Annotated in this window: 16 protein-coding genes; 7 read left to right on the top strand and 9 right to left on the bottom strand. The window is 69.5% G+C overall.

Features of this window, described 5'->3' with window-relative positions:
• Nucleotides 1-2 precede the first annotated feature (2 nt).
• Both EJB06_RS26460 and EJB06_RS26455 read right to left on the bottom strand, forming a co-directional pair.
• Nucleotides 3-794 (bottom strand): hypothetical protein, encoded by a 792-nt coding sequence (locus EJB06_RS26460; protein WP_126077034.1) that lies wholly within the window; start codon nt 792-794, stop codon nt 3-5.
• A 106-nt stretch (nt 795-900) separates the two neighbouring features.
• On the bottom strand, nt 901-1,518 hold the full coding sequence (locus tag EJB06_RS26455) for an LON peptidase substrate-binding domain-containing protein (RefSeq protein ID WP_126077033.1): 618 nt from the start codon (nt 1,516-1,518) through the stop codon (nt 901-903).
• Nucleotides 1,519-1,755: 237 nt separating this feature from the next.
• On the opposite strand from EJB06_RS26455, the gene EJB06_RS32280 reads away from it, so the two are divergent.
• Entirely contained in the window at nt 1,756-3,597 is a 1,842-nt protein-coding gene (locus EJB06_RS32280; protein WP_198420925.1) for a hypothetical protein, read from the top strand.
• Here the strand turns inward: EJB06_RS32280 and EJB06_RS26445 are convergent.
• Nucleotides 3,569-4,084: a hypothetical protein gene (locus EJB06_RS26445; RefSeq protein WP_229427300.1), complete on the bottom strand. Its 516-nt coding sequence runs from the start codon at nt 4,082-4,084 to the stop codon at nt 3,569-3,571. The genes EJB06_RS32280 and EJB06_RS26445 overlap by 29 nt on opposite strands.
• Before the next feature lies 1 nt (nt 4,085).
• Nucleotides 4,086-4,265, bottom strand: coding sequence for a DUF6726 family protein (locus EJB06_RS26440; RefSeq protein WP_126077032.1), 180 nt, complete (start codon nt 4,263-4,265; stop codon nt 4,086-4,088).
• 127 nt (nt 4,266-4,392) lie between these two features.
• Between EJB06_RS26440 and EJB06_RS26435 the strand changes: the two genes are divergently transcribed.
• Entirely contained in the window at nt 4,393-5,103 is a 711-nt protein-coding gene (locus EJB06_RS26435) for an aspartate/glutamate racemase family protein (protein WP_126077031.1), read from the top strand.
• A 221-nt stretch (nt 5,104-5,324) separates the two neighbouring features.
• Complete coding sequence (gene trpS / locus EJB06_RS26430) at nt 5,325-6,344, top strand: tryptophan--tRNA ligase (protein WP_126077030.1); 1,020 nt, start codon at nt 5,325-5,327, stop codon at nt 6,342-6,344.
• A gap of 16 nt (nt 6,345-6,360) precedes the next feature.
• Here the strand turns inward: trpS and EJB06_RS26425 are convergent, their stop codons facing one another.
• From EJB06_RS26425 to EJB06_RS26405, 5 genes are all read right to left on the bottom strand, one after another.
• Nucleotides 6,361-7,089, bottom strand: coding sequence for a substrate-binding periplasmic protein (locus EJB06_RS26425; protein ID WP_126077029.1), 729 nt, complete (start codon nt 7,087-7,089; stop codon nt 6,361-6,363).
• On the bottom strand, nt 7,056-7,637 hold the full coding sequence (locus EJB06_RS26420) for a hypothetical protein (RefSeq protein WP_126077028.1): 582 nt from the start codon (nt 7,635-7,637) through the stop codon (nt 7,056-7,058). Before EJB06_RS26420 ends, EJB06_RS26425 begins: the two co-directional genes overlap by 34 nt.
• Nucleotides 7,638-7,676: 39 nt before the next feature.
• Nucleotides 7,677-10,100 carry a TonB-dependent receptor gene (locus tag EJB06_RS26415; protein WP_126077027.1) on the bottom strand — a complete coding sequence of 808 codons (2,424 nt, stop codon included), beginning with the start codon at nt 10,098-10,100 and terminating at the stop codon, nt 7,677-7,679.
• 75 nt (nt 10,101-10,175) lie between these two features.
• Complete coding sequence (locus EJB06_RS26410; protein ID WP_126077026.1) at nt 10,176-11,150, bottom strand: FecR domain-containing protein; 975 nt, start codon at nt 11,148-11,150, stop codon at nt 10,176-10,178.
• Nucleotides 11,147-11,665 (bottom strand): sigma-70 family RNA polymerase sigma factor, encoded by a 519-nt coding sequence (locus EJB06_RS26405; RefSeq protein ID WP_126077025.1) that lies wholly within the window; start codon nt 11,663-11,665, stop codon nt 11,147-11,149. Before EJB06_RS26405 ends, EJB06_RS26410 begins: the two co-directional genes overlap by 4 nt.
• 186 nt (nt 11,666-11,851) lie before the next feature.
• On the opposite strand from EJB06_RS26405, the gene EJB06_RS26400 reads away from it, so the two are divergent.
• From EJB06_RS26400 to EJB06_RS26385, 4 genes are all read left to right on the top strand, one after another.
• Nucleotides 11,852-12,676: an alpha/beta fold hydrolase gene (locus EJB06_RS26400; RefSeq protein ID WP_126077024.1), complete on the top strand. Its 825-nt coding sequence runs from the start codon at nt 11,852-11,854 to the stop codon at nt 12,674-12,676.
• Nucleotides 12,677-12,790: 114 nt separating this feature from the next.
• Nucleotides 12,791-14,251, top strand: a complete 1,461-nt coding sequence (locus EJB06_RS26395; protein ID WP_126077023.1) for a catalase — start codon at nt 12,791-12,793, stop codon at nt 14,249-14,251.
• Between the two features lie 136 nt (nt 14,252-14,387).
• Complete coding sequence (locus EJB06_RS26390) at nt 14,388-15,161, top strand: hypothetical protein (RefSeq protein WP_126077022.1); 774 nt, start codon at nt 14,388-14,390, stop codon at nt 15,159-15,161.
• A gap of 85 nt (nt 15,162-15,246) precedes the next feature.
• The gene (locus EJB06_RS26385) at nt 15,247-15,672 is read left to right on the top strand and encodes a YbaN family protein (RefSeq protein ID WP_126077021.1); all 426 of its coding nucleotides are present in this window, start codon (nt 15,247-15,249) and stop codon (nt 15,670-15,672) included.
• Nucleotides 15,673-15,688: the final 16 nt, after the last annotated feature.

Raw genomic sequence — 15,688 nt, 5'->3', positions numbered from 1 at the left:
GCTCAGCGGGTCCAGCCGCGGTCGCGCGCGGCCCGTTCGGCGATCGGGTCGAGCTGCTCGTCGGCGCGCCGGTTGACGGCGGCCAGCACCGCCGACGGCATGCCCTTGCCGGGGCTGCGGTATTCGGCGGCCGGGCCGTCCATGGCGGCGAACAGCGCGATCTGCCAGGCCCCGCCTTCGGCGCGGCAAGCCAGGCCGCCGCCGTTGGCAAGCCGGAAGCTGCGGCAATAGGCGCCGTCTTTGGACAGGAAACTCTGATCGATGCGCACCGGCATGTCGGCGTATCCCCGGTCGGCGTGTACCGGATCGGCGTGCGCCGCGTCGCCGCCCGCGCCCGACAATTGCCGGGTCAGCGCCAGCGCCAGCGCGCCGCGCGCCATCATGGCCGCGCCGTCGCCGTCGGCCAGCGCCAGCGGGACCGGCTGCACCGCGTAGCCGAGGCCGGCGCCGGCCAGCACGGCGACCGACAGCATGCCGCCCAGCCTGGCCCAGGCCGGCCAGGTCCAGGTGTGCGGGGTGTCGTCGGCCGGCGCGGCGGCGGCCACGCGCGGGCTGCGCACGGCATGCAGGTGCACCACCTTGGCCGAACGCGGCGGCGCCGCCTGGCGCTGGGCCGCCCCCTCGGCCCCGCCCTGTCCGAAACCGGCAAAGGCGTTGCTGCGCTGGGCCTGCAACTGGCGTACCCGGGCCGCCAGCAGCGGATCCTGGCGCACGGCCGCCTCGACCGCCTGGCGGGTGGCGTCGCCGAGCGCGCCGTCGGCGTAGGCCTTCAGGATTTCATCGGAAAAGCTCATGCTGCCATCCTCGTCTGAACGGGTTCCCGTGCGGCAGGGGCACGCGCCCTTGCCGCTATCTTATCATTGCGCCATGGCTGCGCAAGCGAGCGCCCCGGAACCCGCGTCAGGACGTGATCAGGCCATGTTCGTCCAGCATGTCGTGCAATAATTCGAGCCGGATCACCGGGTTGTCCAGCATCAGCAAACGGTATTTCTGCTCGTTCGGCAGCGGCAGCAGGTCGCACCAGCGGTTCGCGACCCAGCCGCAATCGTCGAGGCGGAACGGCGGCAGCACCGGCCAGCGCTGCTCGGGCACCTCGTCGAGCGAGGCCAGCACGCGGTCGAGCGCGTCGGCCGCGCCCTGCAGCTCGGACGGCACCGGCACCGCGTGGTCGTCGTCGACCAGCTCGGTCTCGGCCATCCACAGGCCGTTCGGACGGCGCTCGCTGGCCAGGATGCGAAAGCGCGCGCCGCCACGGCAGCTGAGCTGCATCAGGCCGGGCGCGCTCATGGCGCTGTCGTGCACCGAAGCCAGGGTGCCGCCCGGGTGGAAGCGCTCCTGGCCCTCGGGCGTGCGCACCTCGCGCCCCTCGGTCAGCAGCACCACCCCGAACGGGCTGCCGCCGGCGATGCACTTGCCCACCATGTCGAGGTAGCGCACCTCGAAAACCTGCAGGGGCAGCACGCCGTCCGGGAACAGGACCGTACCAAGTGGAAAGAGTGGGAAAGTGAGGGTCGCCATCACCCCATGATGCCAGAATCCGGGCTGGCAGCGAAGCACGATTGTGGCGCCGCCCAGCGGCGCGGGTGTGTCGCCAATTTACTTTTTTTACATCAAGCAACCCCTTTTTCGGCCCGCTTCCGTTACATTCCATGTCCCGCCAATGCGCAATCGTCGCTGCGGGCCAGGAACGGACATACATATAAAAGGCGTGATTCAGGCAAGACGCCGGAAGACATCAAACAGGAGAGCCAACCCATGTCGCATCTCTTTGCGGCCGGCCTGGCGTTGCTGCTGCTCGCGGGCTGCCAGCAGCGCGCCAGCGAGCCGGCGCCACAGAAAACCCTGCGCGCGTTCGAGGACGATGCGCAGCTGGCGGCGTTTTTCAAGGACCATGGCGCAACGCCCGCAACGACCGCGCCGGCGCCGGCGGGCCCCATCGACGCGCAAGAGGCCGCCATGGCCGCCGAACACGGCAGGCACCTGGTGCTGCTGCGCCAGGGACGCTTGTTTACCGTCGACACCGGCAAGGACCAGCTCAAGCCGGTGGCGGCGCTGGACGCCTTCGCCCCCGGCGGCGCCGCCATGAGCCGCTACGACCGCGTGATCGTGGCGGGCGACACGGTGGCCGTGATCGGCTACAGCGAACCGGAGCGCAGCACCGGCATCGTCCTGTTCGACATCGACGCCGCCGGCCGCCTGGCTTTTCGCGCCAGCCACCTGCTGCGCGGCGCGGCGCCGGAGGCCCCGGCCGTCGAGCAGATCGACAGCAAGCTGGTCCTGTACGCCGCGCTCGCGACCGAGGCCGGCGCCGAGCCGCTGGCCCGGCTGCCGGCGCTGCGCACGGGGACGGCCGGGTTCGAGCGCATCGTCCCCGCCAGCCGCGTGTACCGTCTCGACGCCGCCATCGGCAGCGGCCCTGCCCCGGGCGGCCCTGCCCCGGGTGGCCCTGCCCCGGGCGGCGCTACCCCGGGCGGCCCTACCCTGGGTGGCCCTACCCCGGGCGGCCCTACCCCGGGTGGCCCTACCCCGGGCGGCCCTACCCCGGGTGGCCCTACCCTGCACAGCGTCACCGTGTGCGACCTGGCCGGGCGCGCGCTGCGCTGCGACGCCAGCGCGGTGCTGGCGCCGCCGGCGCGCGCCTTCCACATGGCGCCGCAAGCGGTGTATGTCTGGACCTTCCCCTACGCCGGCGAGGCCGGCGCCGGCCTGCTGCGCATTCCCTTCAACGGCGGCGCGCCGGGCGCGCTGCGGGTGTCGGGCGCGCCGCGCGACCAGTTTTCCTTCCATGAAAGCGCGGACGCCCACCTGAACGTGCTGGTCGGCGCGGACGGCGCCGGCCCGTCCTGGCGCGGCGAGGCCGGGACCGACTCCCTGGCCCTGCTGCGCCTGCCGCTGCAAGCGTTTTCCGACGGCGACCAGCGCGCCCCCCTGTCCAGCTACAAGGACTTGCCCGACCTGCCCATGCAAGCGCTGCGCAACCGCTTCATCGGTCCCTGGCTGGTGTACGGCGGCGCCCGCGCCGGCGCCGACGGCCGCGCGCCGCTGTTCGCGCTGCGCTGGGACGGCACCGGCGGCCTGCAGCGCCTGCAGCTGGCGCACCCGGTCGAGCGCATCGCGGCCATGGGGGGCGACGCGGTGGTGGCCGGCCAGGCGCGCAGCGCGCTGCACCTGAGCAGTGTCCGGCTGGGACAGGGAGCGGGGCCGGACCAGCAAGCCAGCGTGGCCAGCGTGCATGTCCATCCGAATGCGCGCGAAACCCCGGCGCCGGTGCGGCCGCCAGCCTACGACGCCCAGCGCCCCGGCCAGGGCATGCTGGCGCTGGCGATCGTGGAAGCCGGGCGCGCCGACGAGGGCGAGGACGCGGCCTCGCTACTGTACCTGCGCAACACCGCGCTGCGGCTGCGCGAACTGGGCGCGCTCAAGGCCCAGCACGGCGCGCCCGAGGACGCCGCCGCCTGGTACGGCAACGCCCGCCCGCTGTTCGTCCAGGGACGCATGTTCGCCCTGCTGGGCGATGAGCTGGTGGAAGGCAAGCTGAAAAACGGCCGCCTGCGCGAAGCGCGGCGCCTCAACTACGCGGCGGCGGTCCCTCGATAGCGTAGCCGCGCACCGCCTGTTCGAGCGCGTACAGGCGCCAGCGCAAGCGGTCCGGCCCGGGATTCGGATGGATGCCGACCAGCACCGTCAAGCTGCCGCTGACGCGCGCGCTGCACGGCAGCTGCAATTCGGTGGCGCGCTCGAAGGGCAGGCGGAATTCCTGGCCCGGCATCAGGCGCAGGCCCCCGACCTGGTGCGGCACGCTGTCGCTATTCCTCAGCAAGAGCACGTCGCGCAAGCCCACGGTCAGGCGCACCACGGCCGGCAAGACCTCGGCCTTGTCGCCGGCGCGGCGGCGCTCGGCCGCATGTTCGGGAATGTCGAGCAGAAAATCGCGACTGCCCGGGGGAATCGGCGCCATCGCGGCCCAGAGCAGCGGCAGCAGGACGGACCCGAGCAGGAGCGAAGCGAGCCAGTGGCGGCGCAGCAGCTGTTCCATGCTCAGCGGCCCGCCGCCGGGGCCAGGCGCAGGCAGGATCTCGGGCACGTCAAGGATCGATCACCGCGGCGCAGGCGTCGGTCGGCAAGGCCGCCGCATGCCCGACCACGGGGACCATCTTGATCACGGCCGAACCGACGCGGCAAGGCGCCGCCAGCACGCCGCAACCGCTCAGCACGGCCGGCAGCAGGAGGATGGTGGCGAGACGGCAGACAAGGCGGGCGTTCATCGTGAATCCAGGAAAAGTGAGGGTGAGAAAGAATTGTAAGTGGCGCGCCACCGTGGCGACAAGAAGTTCGAGGTAACAAAACGTGAGTGCGCCACAGGGTGCGCAAGACAGTGCTAGGATGGCTTGCATGGAATCACCCACCGCTCAACTGCATATCGGCATCGTCGCCTGCTCGGCCGAAGGGGCGGCACTGTGCTACCGCACCATCTGCCACGAGGGCGCGCGCCAGCTCGGGCCCTACGAGCATCCGCAACTGAGCATGCATTCGCACGCGCTGGCCGCCTACCTGCGCTGCATCGACGCCGACGACTGGGACGGCGTGGGCGAACTGATGCTCTCGTCGGCGCACAAGCTGGCCGCCGCCGGCGCCGATTTCCTGATCTGTCCCGACAACACCATTCACCAGGCGCTGCCCGGCATACTGGCGCGCTCGCCCCTGCCCTGGCTGCATATCGCCGACGTGGTGGCAGGGGAAGCGCTGGCGCGCGGCTACCGCCGCGTCGGCCTGACCGGCACCCGCTGGCTGGTCGAGAGCGAGGTCTATCCGGAGCGCTTCGGCGCGCGCGGCCTGGCCACAGTGCGCCCGGGCCTGGCCGCGCGCATGGAAATCAACCGCATCATCATGGACGAACTGGTCAACGGCGAGTGCAAGCCGGCGGCGGTCGCGTATTTCCAAAAAACTATCGCGCGCATGAAGGATGGCGGCTGCGATGCGGTCCTGCTGGGCTGCACCGAGATTCCGCTGATCATGAACAACAGCAATTCGCCCCTGCCCACGCTCGACTCGACCCGACTGCTGGCGCGCGCCGCGCTGCGCCACGCAATCGGGCAACGCTGAAGCGGGAAGGAAAGCGGCCTTACCGGATTGACACGGCCGCGCAAAACTGCGAGGATACGAGCATGACAACGTTTAATTCACATGCCCAAAGTTTGAATTGGTGGCTGCGCTGACATTGCGCGGCGCTTGCACCATCATGTGTTTTCCATGAACGCCGCCTCGATTGGGCGGCGTTTTTTATGAGCGTTTTCCGATAGGGGCAACCACCAAGGACTATCGAAATGCCAACACCAGCTTCCAACGCGGCACCCATCATCCTGACCGGCGACCGTCCGACCGGCCCGCTCCACCTCGGCCACTACGTCGGCAGCCTGCGCAACCGCGTCAGCTACCAGCGCGACTACCGCCAGTTCATCATGCTGGCCGACGCCCAGGCGCTGACCGACAATATGGACGACCCGGGCAAGGTCCAGCGCAACGTCATCGAAGTCGCGCTCGACTACCTGGCGACCGGGATCGACCCGGCCCAGTCGACCATCCTGATCCAGTCGCAGATCCCGGAACTGGCCGAACTGACCTTTTACTACCTGAACCTGGTGACCGTGGCGCGCCTCGAGCGCAACCCGACCGTGAAGGAAGAAATCCGCCTGCGCGGCTTCGAGCGCGACATCCCGGCCGGCTTCCTGACCTATCCGGCCAGCCAGGCGGCCGACATCACCGCCTTCAAGGCGGTGCTGGTGCCGGTCGGCGAAGACCAGGTGCCGATGATCGAGCAGACCAATGAAATCGTGCGCCGCTTCAACCGCATCGCCAACCAGGACGTGCTGGTCGAAGCCAAGGCCCTGGTGCCGGAAATCGGCCGCCTGCCCGGCATCGACGGCAAGGCCAAGATGAGCAAGTCGCTCGGCAACACGATCAACCTGTCCGCCACCGCCGACGAAGTGCGCGCCGCCGTCAAGAAGGTCTACACCGACCCGCTGCACCTGCGCGTGGCCGATCCCGGCCATATCGAAGGCAATATCGCCTTCGCCTACCTGGACGCCTTCGATCCTGAAAAGGACGCGCTGGCCGAGATGAAAGCGCACTACCAGCGCGGCGGCCTGGCCGACAGCATCGTCAAGGCGCGCCTGGAAACCTGCCTGCAAGAGTTCCTGGGCCCGATCCGCGCCCGCCGCGCCGAGCTGGAAAAGGATCGCGGCCACGTGATGCAGATCCTCAAGGACGGCACGGCGCGCGCGCGCGAAGTGGCGGCGCGGACGGCCGATGAAGTCAAGCGCGCGATGGGCCTGAGCTACTTCTGATGCGCGTGCGCTGCCCTCAGCGGTAGCGCGCCAGGATGGCCTCCACGCTGCCATCCTCGATCAGGCCGTTGATGGCCTGGTCGATTTCCTCGAACGGCACCCCGGCCTTTTTCGAGAACGCGCATTGCGCCTTGAACGAGGCGAACACCAGGTCCTGGCGCAGCTTCAGGTCCTTGTGGACGCGCATCTGGTAGGCCAGCGTGGCCTGCCCGATCACGGTATGGCGCACCGCGCCGGCCATCAGCTTGCGCAGATTCTCTTCCATGGTGCGCGATTCGCTGCGCTGGAAGCGCAGGCCCAGCACCTGCTCGACGCGCGGATAGCGGTAGCCGGCCACGGTGCCGACCGGACGGTCGCGCAGGTCGGCCAGCGAGCGCACCCGCGGCGCGCCCTGCTGCGAAGCGATCACCTCGGCGTCCGGCAGCAGCGGACGGCTCCAGTCGAAATGCCCGTCGATCCAGAACGGACGCACATAACAGATGCCGTCGGCCGTGCCGGCATCGAGCGTGGCGCCGACCTGCTCTCCCGCCACGCTGAGGTAGGCAATGCCGCGCCCCAGCCGGCGCGCCAGCAGGTCGCCGAGGTCCTTGAGGATGCCGCCACTGAGCTTGTCGTCGCGGAACTGCGCCAGCGGCATGACCTGGTTCAGCGGCGCGATCATGACCAGGTCCGGGGCGGCGGCGGCCGCGAACGGCAGGCACAGCGGGACGGTCAGCGCGAGGAGGCAGGCGGGTCGCTTGAACATGGGGCGGCAAGATGGTCGGTGGGTGCACCCAATGTACCATCGGCAGCGCCGGCGCATGCACTATTTTGATGCAATTCGGCAATATCTGTCGCGTAAAAGCGGCGGATACGCCACAAGCGCCACAGCGCCAGCAAGAGCAGGCCGGCCGGACCGCCGGCATAGGTAAGCAAGGATTGCGCATCGCGCAGGCTCGCCAGCCCCGGCGCCAGATCCTTGAGCAACAGGCCAAACACCAGGGCGCAGAGCAGGTAGCCGGCCAGCACCCAGCGCGGCGTGGGGCTGATGTAGGCGTCGAAGTGGCGCGCGGTCCAGAACAGGGACGCCAGGCCGGTCCAGCCCAACAGGATGATGCCGCACGCGGTCGCGGCGAGCGGTAAATGCGCGAGCCAGCGCGTGCCGTGGTGAGGAACGAGCAGCAGCGCGCCCATCAGCGTGGCGAAGCCCCATCCCAGCACTGCCGGGATGGTGAAGATCGCCAGCAGGATGGCAAGGGGGCGCAGGCTGTGCATGGAGAGAGGGAAACGGTTGGAGCGCAGATCATACCCCACGCGCGCCTCTCCGGGCGCAGGCCGATCCTCCCCTTTGCCTCAGAAGTCGAGCGCCGCCGACAGCACCACGCTGCGCGGCGCACCCGCGATCAGGGTGCCCCAGGTCGAGGCGCCGGCCCAGTAATGCTTGCCGGCCGCGTTGCGCAGGCCGGCGCGCAGCACCAGCGGTTTGCCCAGGGCCGTGCCGCGGTAGCGCGCGCCCAGGTCGACGCTGGTCCAGCTGTCGAGGCGCTGGGTGTTGGCCTGGTTGGCGTACTGCGCGCCGCTGTGCTGCAGCGCGCCGGTCAGGGTCAGGCCGGGCAGTTGCGCCAGGTCCCATTCGGCGCTCATGGTCGCGTGCAGTGTCGGCACGCCGACCGCCGTGTTGCCGAGCGTGGCGGCGCTGTTGGTCTTGACCAGCTCGGCATCGGTCCAGCTGGCGCCGCCGTACAAGCGCACCGCCTCGCCCAGCTTGCCGTAGGCGTTCACTTCGATCCCGCGATTGCGCTGTTCGGCGTCGGCGGCGTAGCGGTTGGCGGTCAGCTGGCCGCTCGGACGGGTGATCTGGAACAGGCTCACGGTGGTCACCAGGCTGCCATGGTCGAGCTTGGCGCCGATCTCGTTCTGCTTCGCCTTGTACGGGGCGAAGGCTTCGCCGGCGTTGACGGCGCTATCGGGCGCGCTGTCGCCCTTGCTCAAGCCGCCGATATGGTTGGCATACAGCGACACCTGGCGCCACGGCTTGAGCACCACCCCGGCCATCGGCGTGACCGCGCTCTGCTGGTAGCGGGCGGCGCCGATGCCGGCCGCGCCGACCGTGTCGGCGCGGATGGTCTGGCGGCGCAGGCCGAGCATCACTTGCAGGCGCTCGTCGAACATGGACAGCATGTCGGCCAGCGCCACCCCGCCCAGGCGGGTGGTCGAGCGCGGGGCGACCGCCGCCGGCGCCGCCACGTCCTGGGCCGGCTGCGCCACCGGCGCGTACATGTTCGAGGTGTAGGCGCGCCCGGCCCGGGTGCCCATCGCCAGCCGGTCCTGGTACTGGCTCCACTCCAGCGTGAGCTGATGCCTGACGGCGCCGCTGGAGAGGCGCGCGCGCAGGCCGGCGCCGAGCGCACTGCGCTCGACGTCGAACACGGCGCGGGTCGGCAGGACGGTGGTGTCGCCGGCGGCGTTGACGATCGACGGCGTGTTGAACAGGCGGTCGACATCGCTGCGGGCCGTGCCGGCGCTGGCGAACAGGGTCAGCCGCTCATGCGCCTGGACGTCGGCGCGCAGCAGGGCCGAGCGCTCGCGGCTGTCGTACCATTCCCAGCGCTGGGTCAGGTTGGTGCGGCCGTCGGGCGCGCGCGGCACGGCCAGGCCGGCGCTCAGCCACGGCCGGCGCGACGGGGCGTCGACATCCTCGCGCTGGTCGATCAGGTCGAGCGTGGCGCGCAGGCGTTGGCCCTGGTAATCGAGCGCCAGCGCGCCCAGGCTCGATGTGCGCGACTGCATGTCGATGGCGGTGTCGCCGCTGCGCCGGCCGCCGTTGAAGCGCGCGCCGAATGCGCGCTCGGGGCCGAAGCGGCGCGCCAGGTCGACCCTGGCGCCGGCCTGCGAGCTGCCGGCGTAGTCGGCCTGCACCCGGGTCAGGTCGGCGCCGGCGCGCTTGGGCACCACGTTGATGCTGCCGCCCACGCCGCTGTTGGGCGACATGCCGTAGACCATGGCCGCCGGGCCCTTGAGGACATCGACCCGTTCGGCGTAGTCGGCCAGCAGGCGGTAGTTGGGGGCCACGCCGTACAGGCCGTCGAAGGCGATTTCGCCGATGTTGTTGTCGCCGATGGCGAAGCCGCGGATGAAAAAGGAATCGGCCACGTCGCCGCTGGGGGCGGTGCTGCGCACCGAGGGGTCGCGCGCGACCACGTCGGCGATGGTCGCCGCCTGCTGGTTCTCGATGGCCTGGGCGGTGTAGCTGGTCAGGTTGAACGGGGTGTCCATGGCGTCGATGTTGCCGAGCATGCCGAGGCGGCCGCCGCGCGCCACCTGGCCGCCGGCGTAGGCGTCGGGCAGCTCGCCGGGGGACGTCTCAGCGCTGGCGGTCACGGTCACGCCGGGCAGGATGGCCGTCGGCGCCGGCCCTGGGGCCGGGGCCGGGGCGGGCGACTTTTTTAGCGTGTAGCTGCCGTCGGCGCGCGCGGCCAGTTCCAGGCCGCTGCCGGCCAGCAGGCGCGCCGCCGCTTCGCGCGCCGGGTAGCTGCCGGCCAGCGGGGCGGCCATCAGGCCCTCGGTCAGGGCCGGATCGAACGAGAGCGCGATGCCGGCGTCGACGGCGAAGCCCGACAGCGCGCGTCCCAGCGGGCCGGCCGGCAGCTTGTAGCTTTGCAACGGGGCGGTGTCGAGCGTGACCGGGGCGGCGCCGGCCAGCGGCGCGGCCAGGGCCAGCCCGAGGCAGGCGCTGCGGATGGCGTGATGAAGTCGGGTCGGGCGGGGCTGCGGCATGGCGGGTTTCCTTTGCGTGAAAATGAGGGGTTCACGAGGCAGGCCAACCGAGCCGAAAAAAAGTATCAGCTTTTTTCACATTTCTTTTTTGGCCGGCACCAGCGTGGTCCACCAGCCGCCCAGGCGCGTGTGCACTTGCAGCCGATAGGTGGCGGCCAGCATGGCCAGCGCGCGTTCGGTCTCGCGCGGGTTGCCGACCGGGAAGGCGCCGGACACGGGCAGCGCCGCCAGCGCCGGGTCGCAGCGCAGCACGCCGCCACGGTAGCGCGCCAGTTCGGCCAGCAGTTCGGCCAGCGGCATTTTGTCGGCCAGCAGCATGCCGCGCGTCCAGGCGGCGGCGTCGACCGTGTCGGCGGCCGCGGCCGCGGCGCCGGCGCTGAAGGAGGTTTGCTGGCCGGCGCGCAGGGTCAGCGCGGCGCCATGGGCCGGCTCGATGCGCACCGCCCCGTCGAGTACCGCGACCTCGGTGCGGCTGGCGTGCGCGCGCACGGTGAAACGCGTGCCGAGCGCCTGCATGCGGCCGTGCGCGCTGGCGACCCGGAACGGACGCCGGGCGCCAGCCTGGTCGGGCGCGGTACTGACCAGTATCTCGCCTTCGCGCAGCAGCACCAGGCGCTCGGCGGAGTCGAAATGCACATCGATGGCGCTGCCGCTGTTGAGGGTGACGCGGCTGCCGTCGGCCAGCAGCAGTTCGCGCCGTTCGCCGCTGCCGGTGCGGTGCGCGGGCGCGCTCATGCGCCAGCCGAGCCAGCCGGCCGGCAGCAGCACCAGCAAGCCGGCGGCGCCGGCCAGCGCCTTGCGCCGCGCGCCGCTGGCGGGCCGGCCGAGCACGGGCCGCGCCAGCGCCGGCGGCAGTCCGCCCAGCTGGTTCATCAGCGCTTCGGCGCGTTCCCAGGCGCGCGCATGTTCGGGATCCTGCCCGACCCAGCGGGCGCAGGCGGCGCGCTCGGCATCGCCGGCGGCGCCGCTGTGCAGTTGCACCAGCCAGGCCGCCGCCTGTTCCAGGATGCGCGGGGAAATCGGCGCAATCGGCGCAATCGGCGCGCTCATGCGCCGTCCTGGCCAGCCAGCAGCAGGCAATGCAGGAAGGCTTGTTTCATGTAGCGCTTGATGGTGACGGTCGACACGCCCAGTTCGATGGCGATGGCGTCGTAGCCCATGCCGTCGAGCTGGGACAGGAGGAAGGCGCGCCGCACCGGCGCCGGCAGCGCATCGAGCATGGCGTCGACCCGCTGCAGGGTCTCGAGCAGCAGGTAGCGCTCTTGCGGCGAAGGCACGCTGGCCTCGGGCAGCAGGGCGACGGCGTCCAGCCAGGCCCGCTCCAGGTCCTGGCGCCGGTACCAGTTGACCAGGATGCCGCGCGCGACCGTGGCCAGGTAGGCGCGCGGCTCGGCGATGCGGGTCGCGTTGCGCGCCGCCAGCACCCGCACGAAAGTGTCCTGCGCCAGGTCGGCGGCCTGGGCCGAGCAGCCGAGCCTGCGGCGCAGCCAGCCGGTCAGCCAGCTGTGATGGCCGCGATACAGCGCGTGCATGGCGTCTTGTTGTGCGAGCTCGGCGGCGGACATGGGCATCAAACGCAAATGAGAATTGTTCTCATTTTAACCCATGCCGCATGATGCCGGCAATCATCCCCTGCCACGGCAGCGGCATCGCCGCCATCCCTCTTTCCGGTGATGCGCCGGCGCGCGCGCCGCCCTATCCTGCTCGCGCGGGCAGCGTCCGCACATCCCAACCATCCCACGGAGAATCCCATGAGCACATTTACGACCAGCGACGGCGTCGAGATCTATTACAAGGACTGGGGACGCGGCCAGCCGATCGTGTTCTGCCACGGCTGGCCGCTCAATTCGGACAGCTGGGAGTCGCAGATGCTGTTCCTGGCCGGCCAGGGCTACCGCTGCATCGCCCACGACCGGCGCGGCCACGGCCGTTCCAGCCAGCCCTGGGATGGCAACGACATGGACCACTACGCCGACGACCTGGCCCAGCTGCTCGACAAGCTCGACGTCAAGGATGCCGTGCTGTTCGGCTTTTCGACCGGCGGCGGCGAAGTGGCGCGCTACATCGGCCGCCACGGCAGCCAGCGGGTGGCCAAGGCCGGGCTGATCTCGGCGGTGCCGCCCCTGATGCTCAAGACCGAAGCCAACCCGGGCGGCCTGCCGCTCAGCGTGTTCGACGGCATCCGCGCCGGCGCCCTGGCCAACCGCGCCGAGCTGTACCGCGATATCGCGGGCGGCCCGTTCTACAACTTCAACCGCCCCGGCGCGGTCCGCTCCGAGGGCCTGGTGCAGGCGTGGTGGATGCAGGGCATGATGGGCGGGCACAAGAACACCTACGATTCGATCAAGGCCTTTTCGGAAACCGACTTCACCGAGGACCTGAAAAAATTCAGCATGCCGACCCTGATCATCCATGGCGACGACGACCAGGTGGTGCCGATCGAGGCGGCCGGCAAGGCTGCTGCCACATTGATCGCGCATGCGACCCTGCTGGTGTATCCGGGCGCGCCGCATGGCCTGACCGACACCCACAAGGACCGGGTCAACGCGGACTTGCTGGCATTTATCCAGTCCTGACATCGAGTCTGACATCGAGTCCTGACATTGCCTACTGAGGCAGCACGCATCACCCACACCGGCCGGCGCCCCTGGCGGCGCCGCCTTCCCCTCCATTCGCTTGAAAGACCCTCCATGACCAAACTGACCACGGCCGCCGGCGCGCCGGTGCCCGACAACCAGAACACGCAAAGCGCCGGCCCGCGCGGCCCGCTGCTGCTGCAGGACGTGTGGCACCTGGAAAAACTGGCCCACTTCGACCGCGAAGTGATCCCGGAGCGGCGCATGCACGCCAAGGGCTCGGGCGCCTTCGGCACCTTTATTGTCACCAACGACATCACGCGCTACAGCAAGGCCGTCCTGTTTGCCGAAGTGGGCAAGACGACGCCCCTGTTCATGCGCTTTTCCACCGTGGCCGGCGAGCGCGGCGCAGCCGACGCCGAACGCGACATTCGCGGTTTTGCCGTCAAGCTCTACACCGAACAAGGCAACTGGGATATTGTCGGCAACAACACCCCCGTGTTTTTCATGCGCGACCCGCTCAAGTTCCCCGACCTGAACCACGCGGTCAAACGCGACCCCAAAACCAATCTGCGCAGCGCCGAGAACAACTGGGACTTCTGGACCCTGCTGCCGGAAGCGCTGCACCAGGTCACCATCGTGATGAGCGAACGCGGCATTCCAGCCTCGTACCGCCACATGCACGGCTTCGGCTCGCACACGTACAGCTTCATCAACGCCGCGAACGAACGCTTTTGGGTGAAGTTCCACTTCCTTTGCCAGCAGGGCATCAAGAACCTCAGCGATGCCGAAGCGAGCGAGCTGGTCGGGCGCGACCGCGAAACCCACCAGCGCGACCTGTTCGACAGCATCGAGAACGGCGAGTTCCCGCGCTGGCGCTTCCAGGTGCAGGTGATGCCGGAACGCGATGCGGCAACCTACCACATCAATCCCTTCGACCTGACCAAGGTCTGGCCGCACAAGGATTACCCGCTGATCGATGTCGGCGTGCTGGAACTGAACCGCAATGCCGAGAATTATTTCGCCGACGTGGAACAGGCGGCGTTTGCGCCCGCCAACGTGGTGCCGGGCGTGAGCTTTTCGCCGGACAAGATGCTGCAGTCTCGCCTGTTTTCCTATGGCGACGCGCAGCGCTACCGGCTCGGCGTGAACCATCACCAGATTCCCGTCAACGCCCCGCGCTGCCCGGTGCACAGCTACCACCGCGACGGCGCCATGCGGGTCGACGGCAATCATGGCGCAACCATCGGCTACGAGCCCAATTCGAAGGGACAGTGGCAGCAGCAGCCCGATTTTTCGGAACCGCCGCTGGCCATCGAGGGCGCCGCCGCGCACTGGGATCACCGGGTCGACGAAGACTATTACAGCCAGCCGGGCGCCCTGTTCCGCCTGATGACGCAAGCCCAGCGCGAGGTACTGATGGAAAACACCGCGCGTTCGCTGGGCGGCGCCTCGCGCGCGGTGCAGGAGCGGCATATCGCCAATTGCAGCAAGGCGGACCCGGCCTATGGCGCCGGCGTGGCGGCGGCGCTGGCGCGCGGCGTGGCGTCGGCAACGCCGAACAAGGTCGTGTAAACACGCCGCGATCGGCTGGACGGCAAGGGCGCAGCGCGGCCGATTGTCTCAATCGCGCCACGCTGCCGCATGCTTCTTTCGCCAAGGCACTAAATGGCATACACTACGCGTTTCCCATAAGCATCAAGATTTCCGGATGAGCTACATCTTGAAAGTGGTGGTCCCGCCAGTGCCTTCCGACAATCTCTCTGTCCGGGGGTTTGCCAACACGCTCGCGCTGAACTCGATGGACTTGCCGCCGTCGGCACGCTTGCTGCAGTTTTACGAGGCCATCACGGCGCGCTATCCGTGCGCCTCGAGCGGCGCCTACAGCCGCGCCAGCGCGGCCGCCTGCCCCTGGGGCGACACCCCGCTGCGCGATTGCCTGACCGGCGACATCGGCGTGATCACTCTCACGTACAAGAATGTCGAGGTGCTGTCCTTCGTGCTGCGCCGCGCCGGTGCGCTGTCGCTGACGGTGATCGACACCCAGGCCGGCCTGGTGTACCGTCCGGCGCGCTTCCGGGTAGTGCTCACCAGCATCCAGAAAAACGTCAACACGGGCGCCATGCTGGACAAGCTGGTGCCGCTGCTCAAGTGCACGCGCGAACAGGCGGTGACGATGCTGGCCACCCCGAATGCCGTCATCCGCAGCCGGCTCGACCATGTGACGGCGCAGCGCCTGGTCGGCACCATGCATCTGCTCGGCTGCAACTGCAGCGTCGAAAAAGAACCCTCGCGCTCGGCGCAGAAAGCGGCGGCCAAGGTGGCAGCGACGTCTCCGGCGCCACGCGCCCCGGCCCCGCGCATGGCGCCGGCGCCGGCCTTTGCGCTGGCGTACACATCGATGGTCAACAGGGCCGTACACTTCATGCAAGGACTGCTCGAACGCGTCTGGGAACGCATGACCGCCACACGACCGTATTCCTAGCGTCCGCGGCCAGGTGGTAGGATGCGCGCTCGCGCCAGGATCGAGACCGGCGGCGCCCTCCTCCACGGCCACCAAAGGACACGACATGAAACTGCTGCTGAACATCATCGGTTGTCTTGCCGTGCTGCTGGGCATCCTCGGGATTTTCCTGCCGCTGTTGCCGACCACCCCCTTCCTGCTGCTCGCGTCGGCCTGCTTCGTGCGCGGTTCGCCGCGCCTGCATGCCTGGCTGCTGGCAAACAAGGTATTCGGCAAATACCTGAGCGATTTCGAACAGGGGCGCGGCATCCCGCGCCGCGCCAAGATCACCATCCTGGTACTGATGTGGGTGTCGATGGGGTATTCCATGCTGCGCCTGCAGCGCACCGGCCTGACCCTGATGCTGCTGTGTATCGGCGCCGGCGTGACGATTTACCTGCTGCGCTATGTACCCACCGGTGCCCCGCGCGCGCAGCGCCTGGAAGGCTCCGGCCCGGACCAGGACCTGCCCGGCGGCGCCGCGCACGACTGAGGCAGCGCAAAGACTG

The sequence above is a fragment of the Massilia atriviolacea genome, assembly GCF_003953935.1.
In the GTDB taxonomy this organism is placed as follows: domain Bacteria; phylum Pseudomonadota; class Gammaproteobacteria; order Burkholderiales; family Burkholderiaceae_D; genus Telluria_A; species Telluria_A atriviolacea.
Note: the sequence above shows the minus strand (reverse complement) of the source record. Positions and strands in the feature narration are given on the sequence as shown.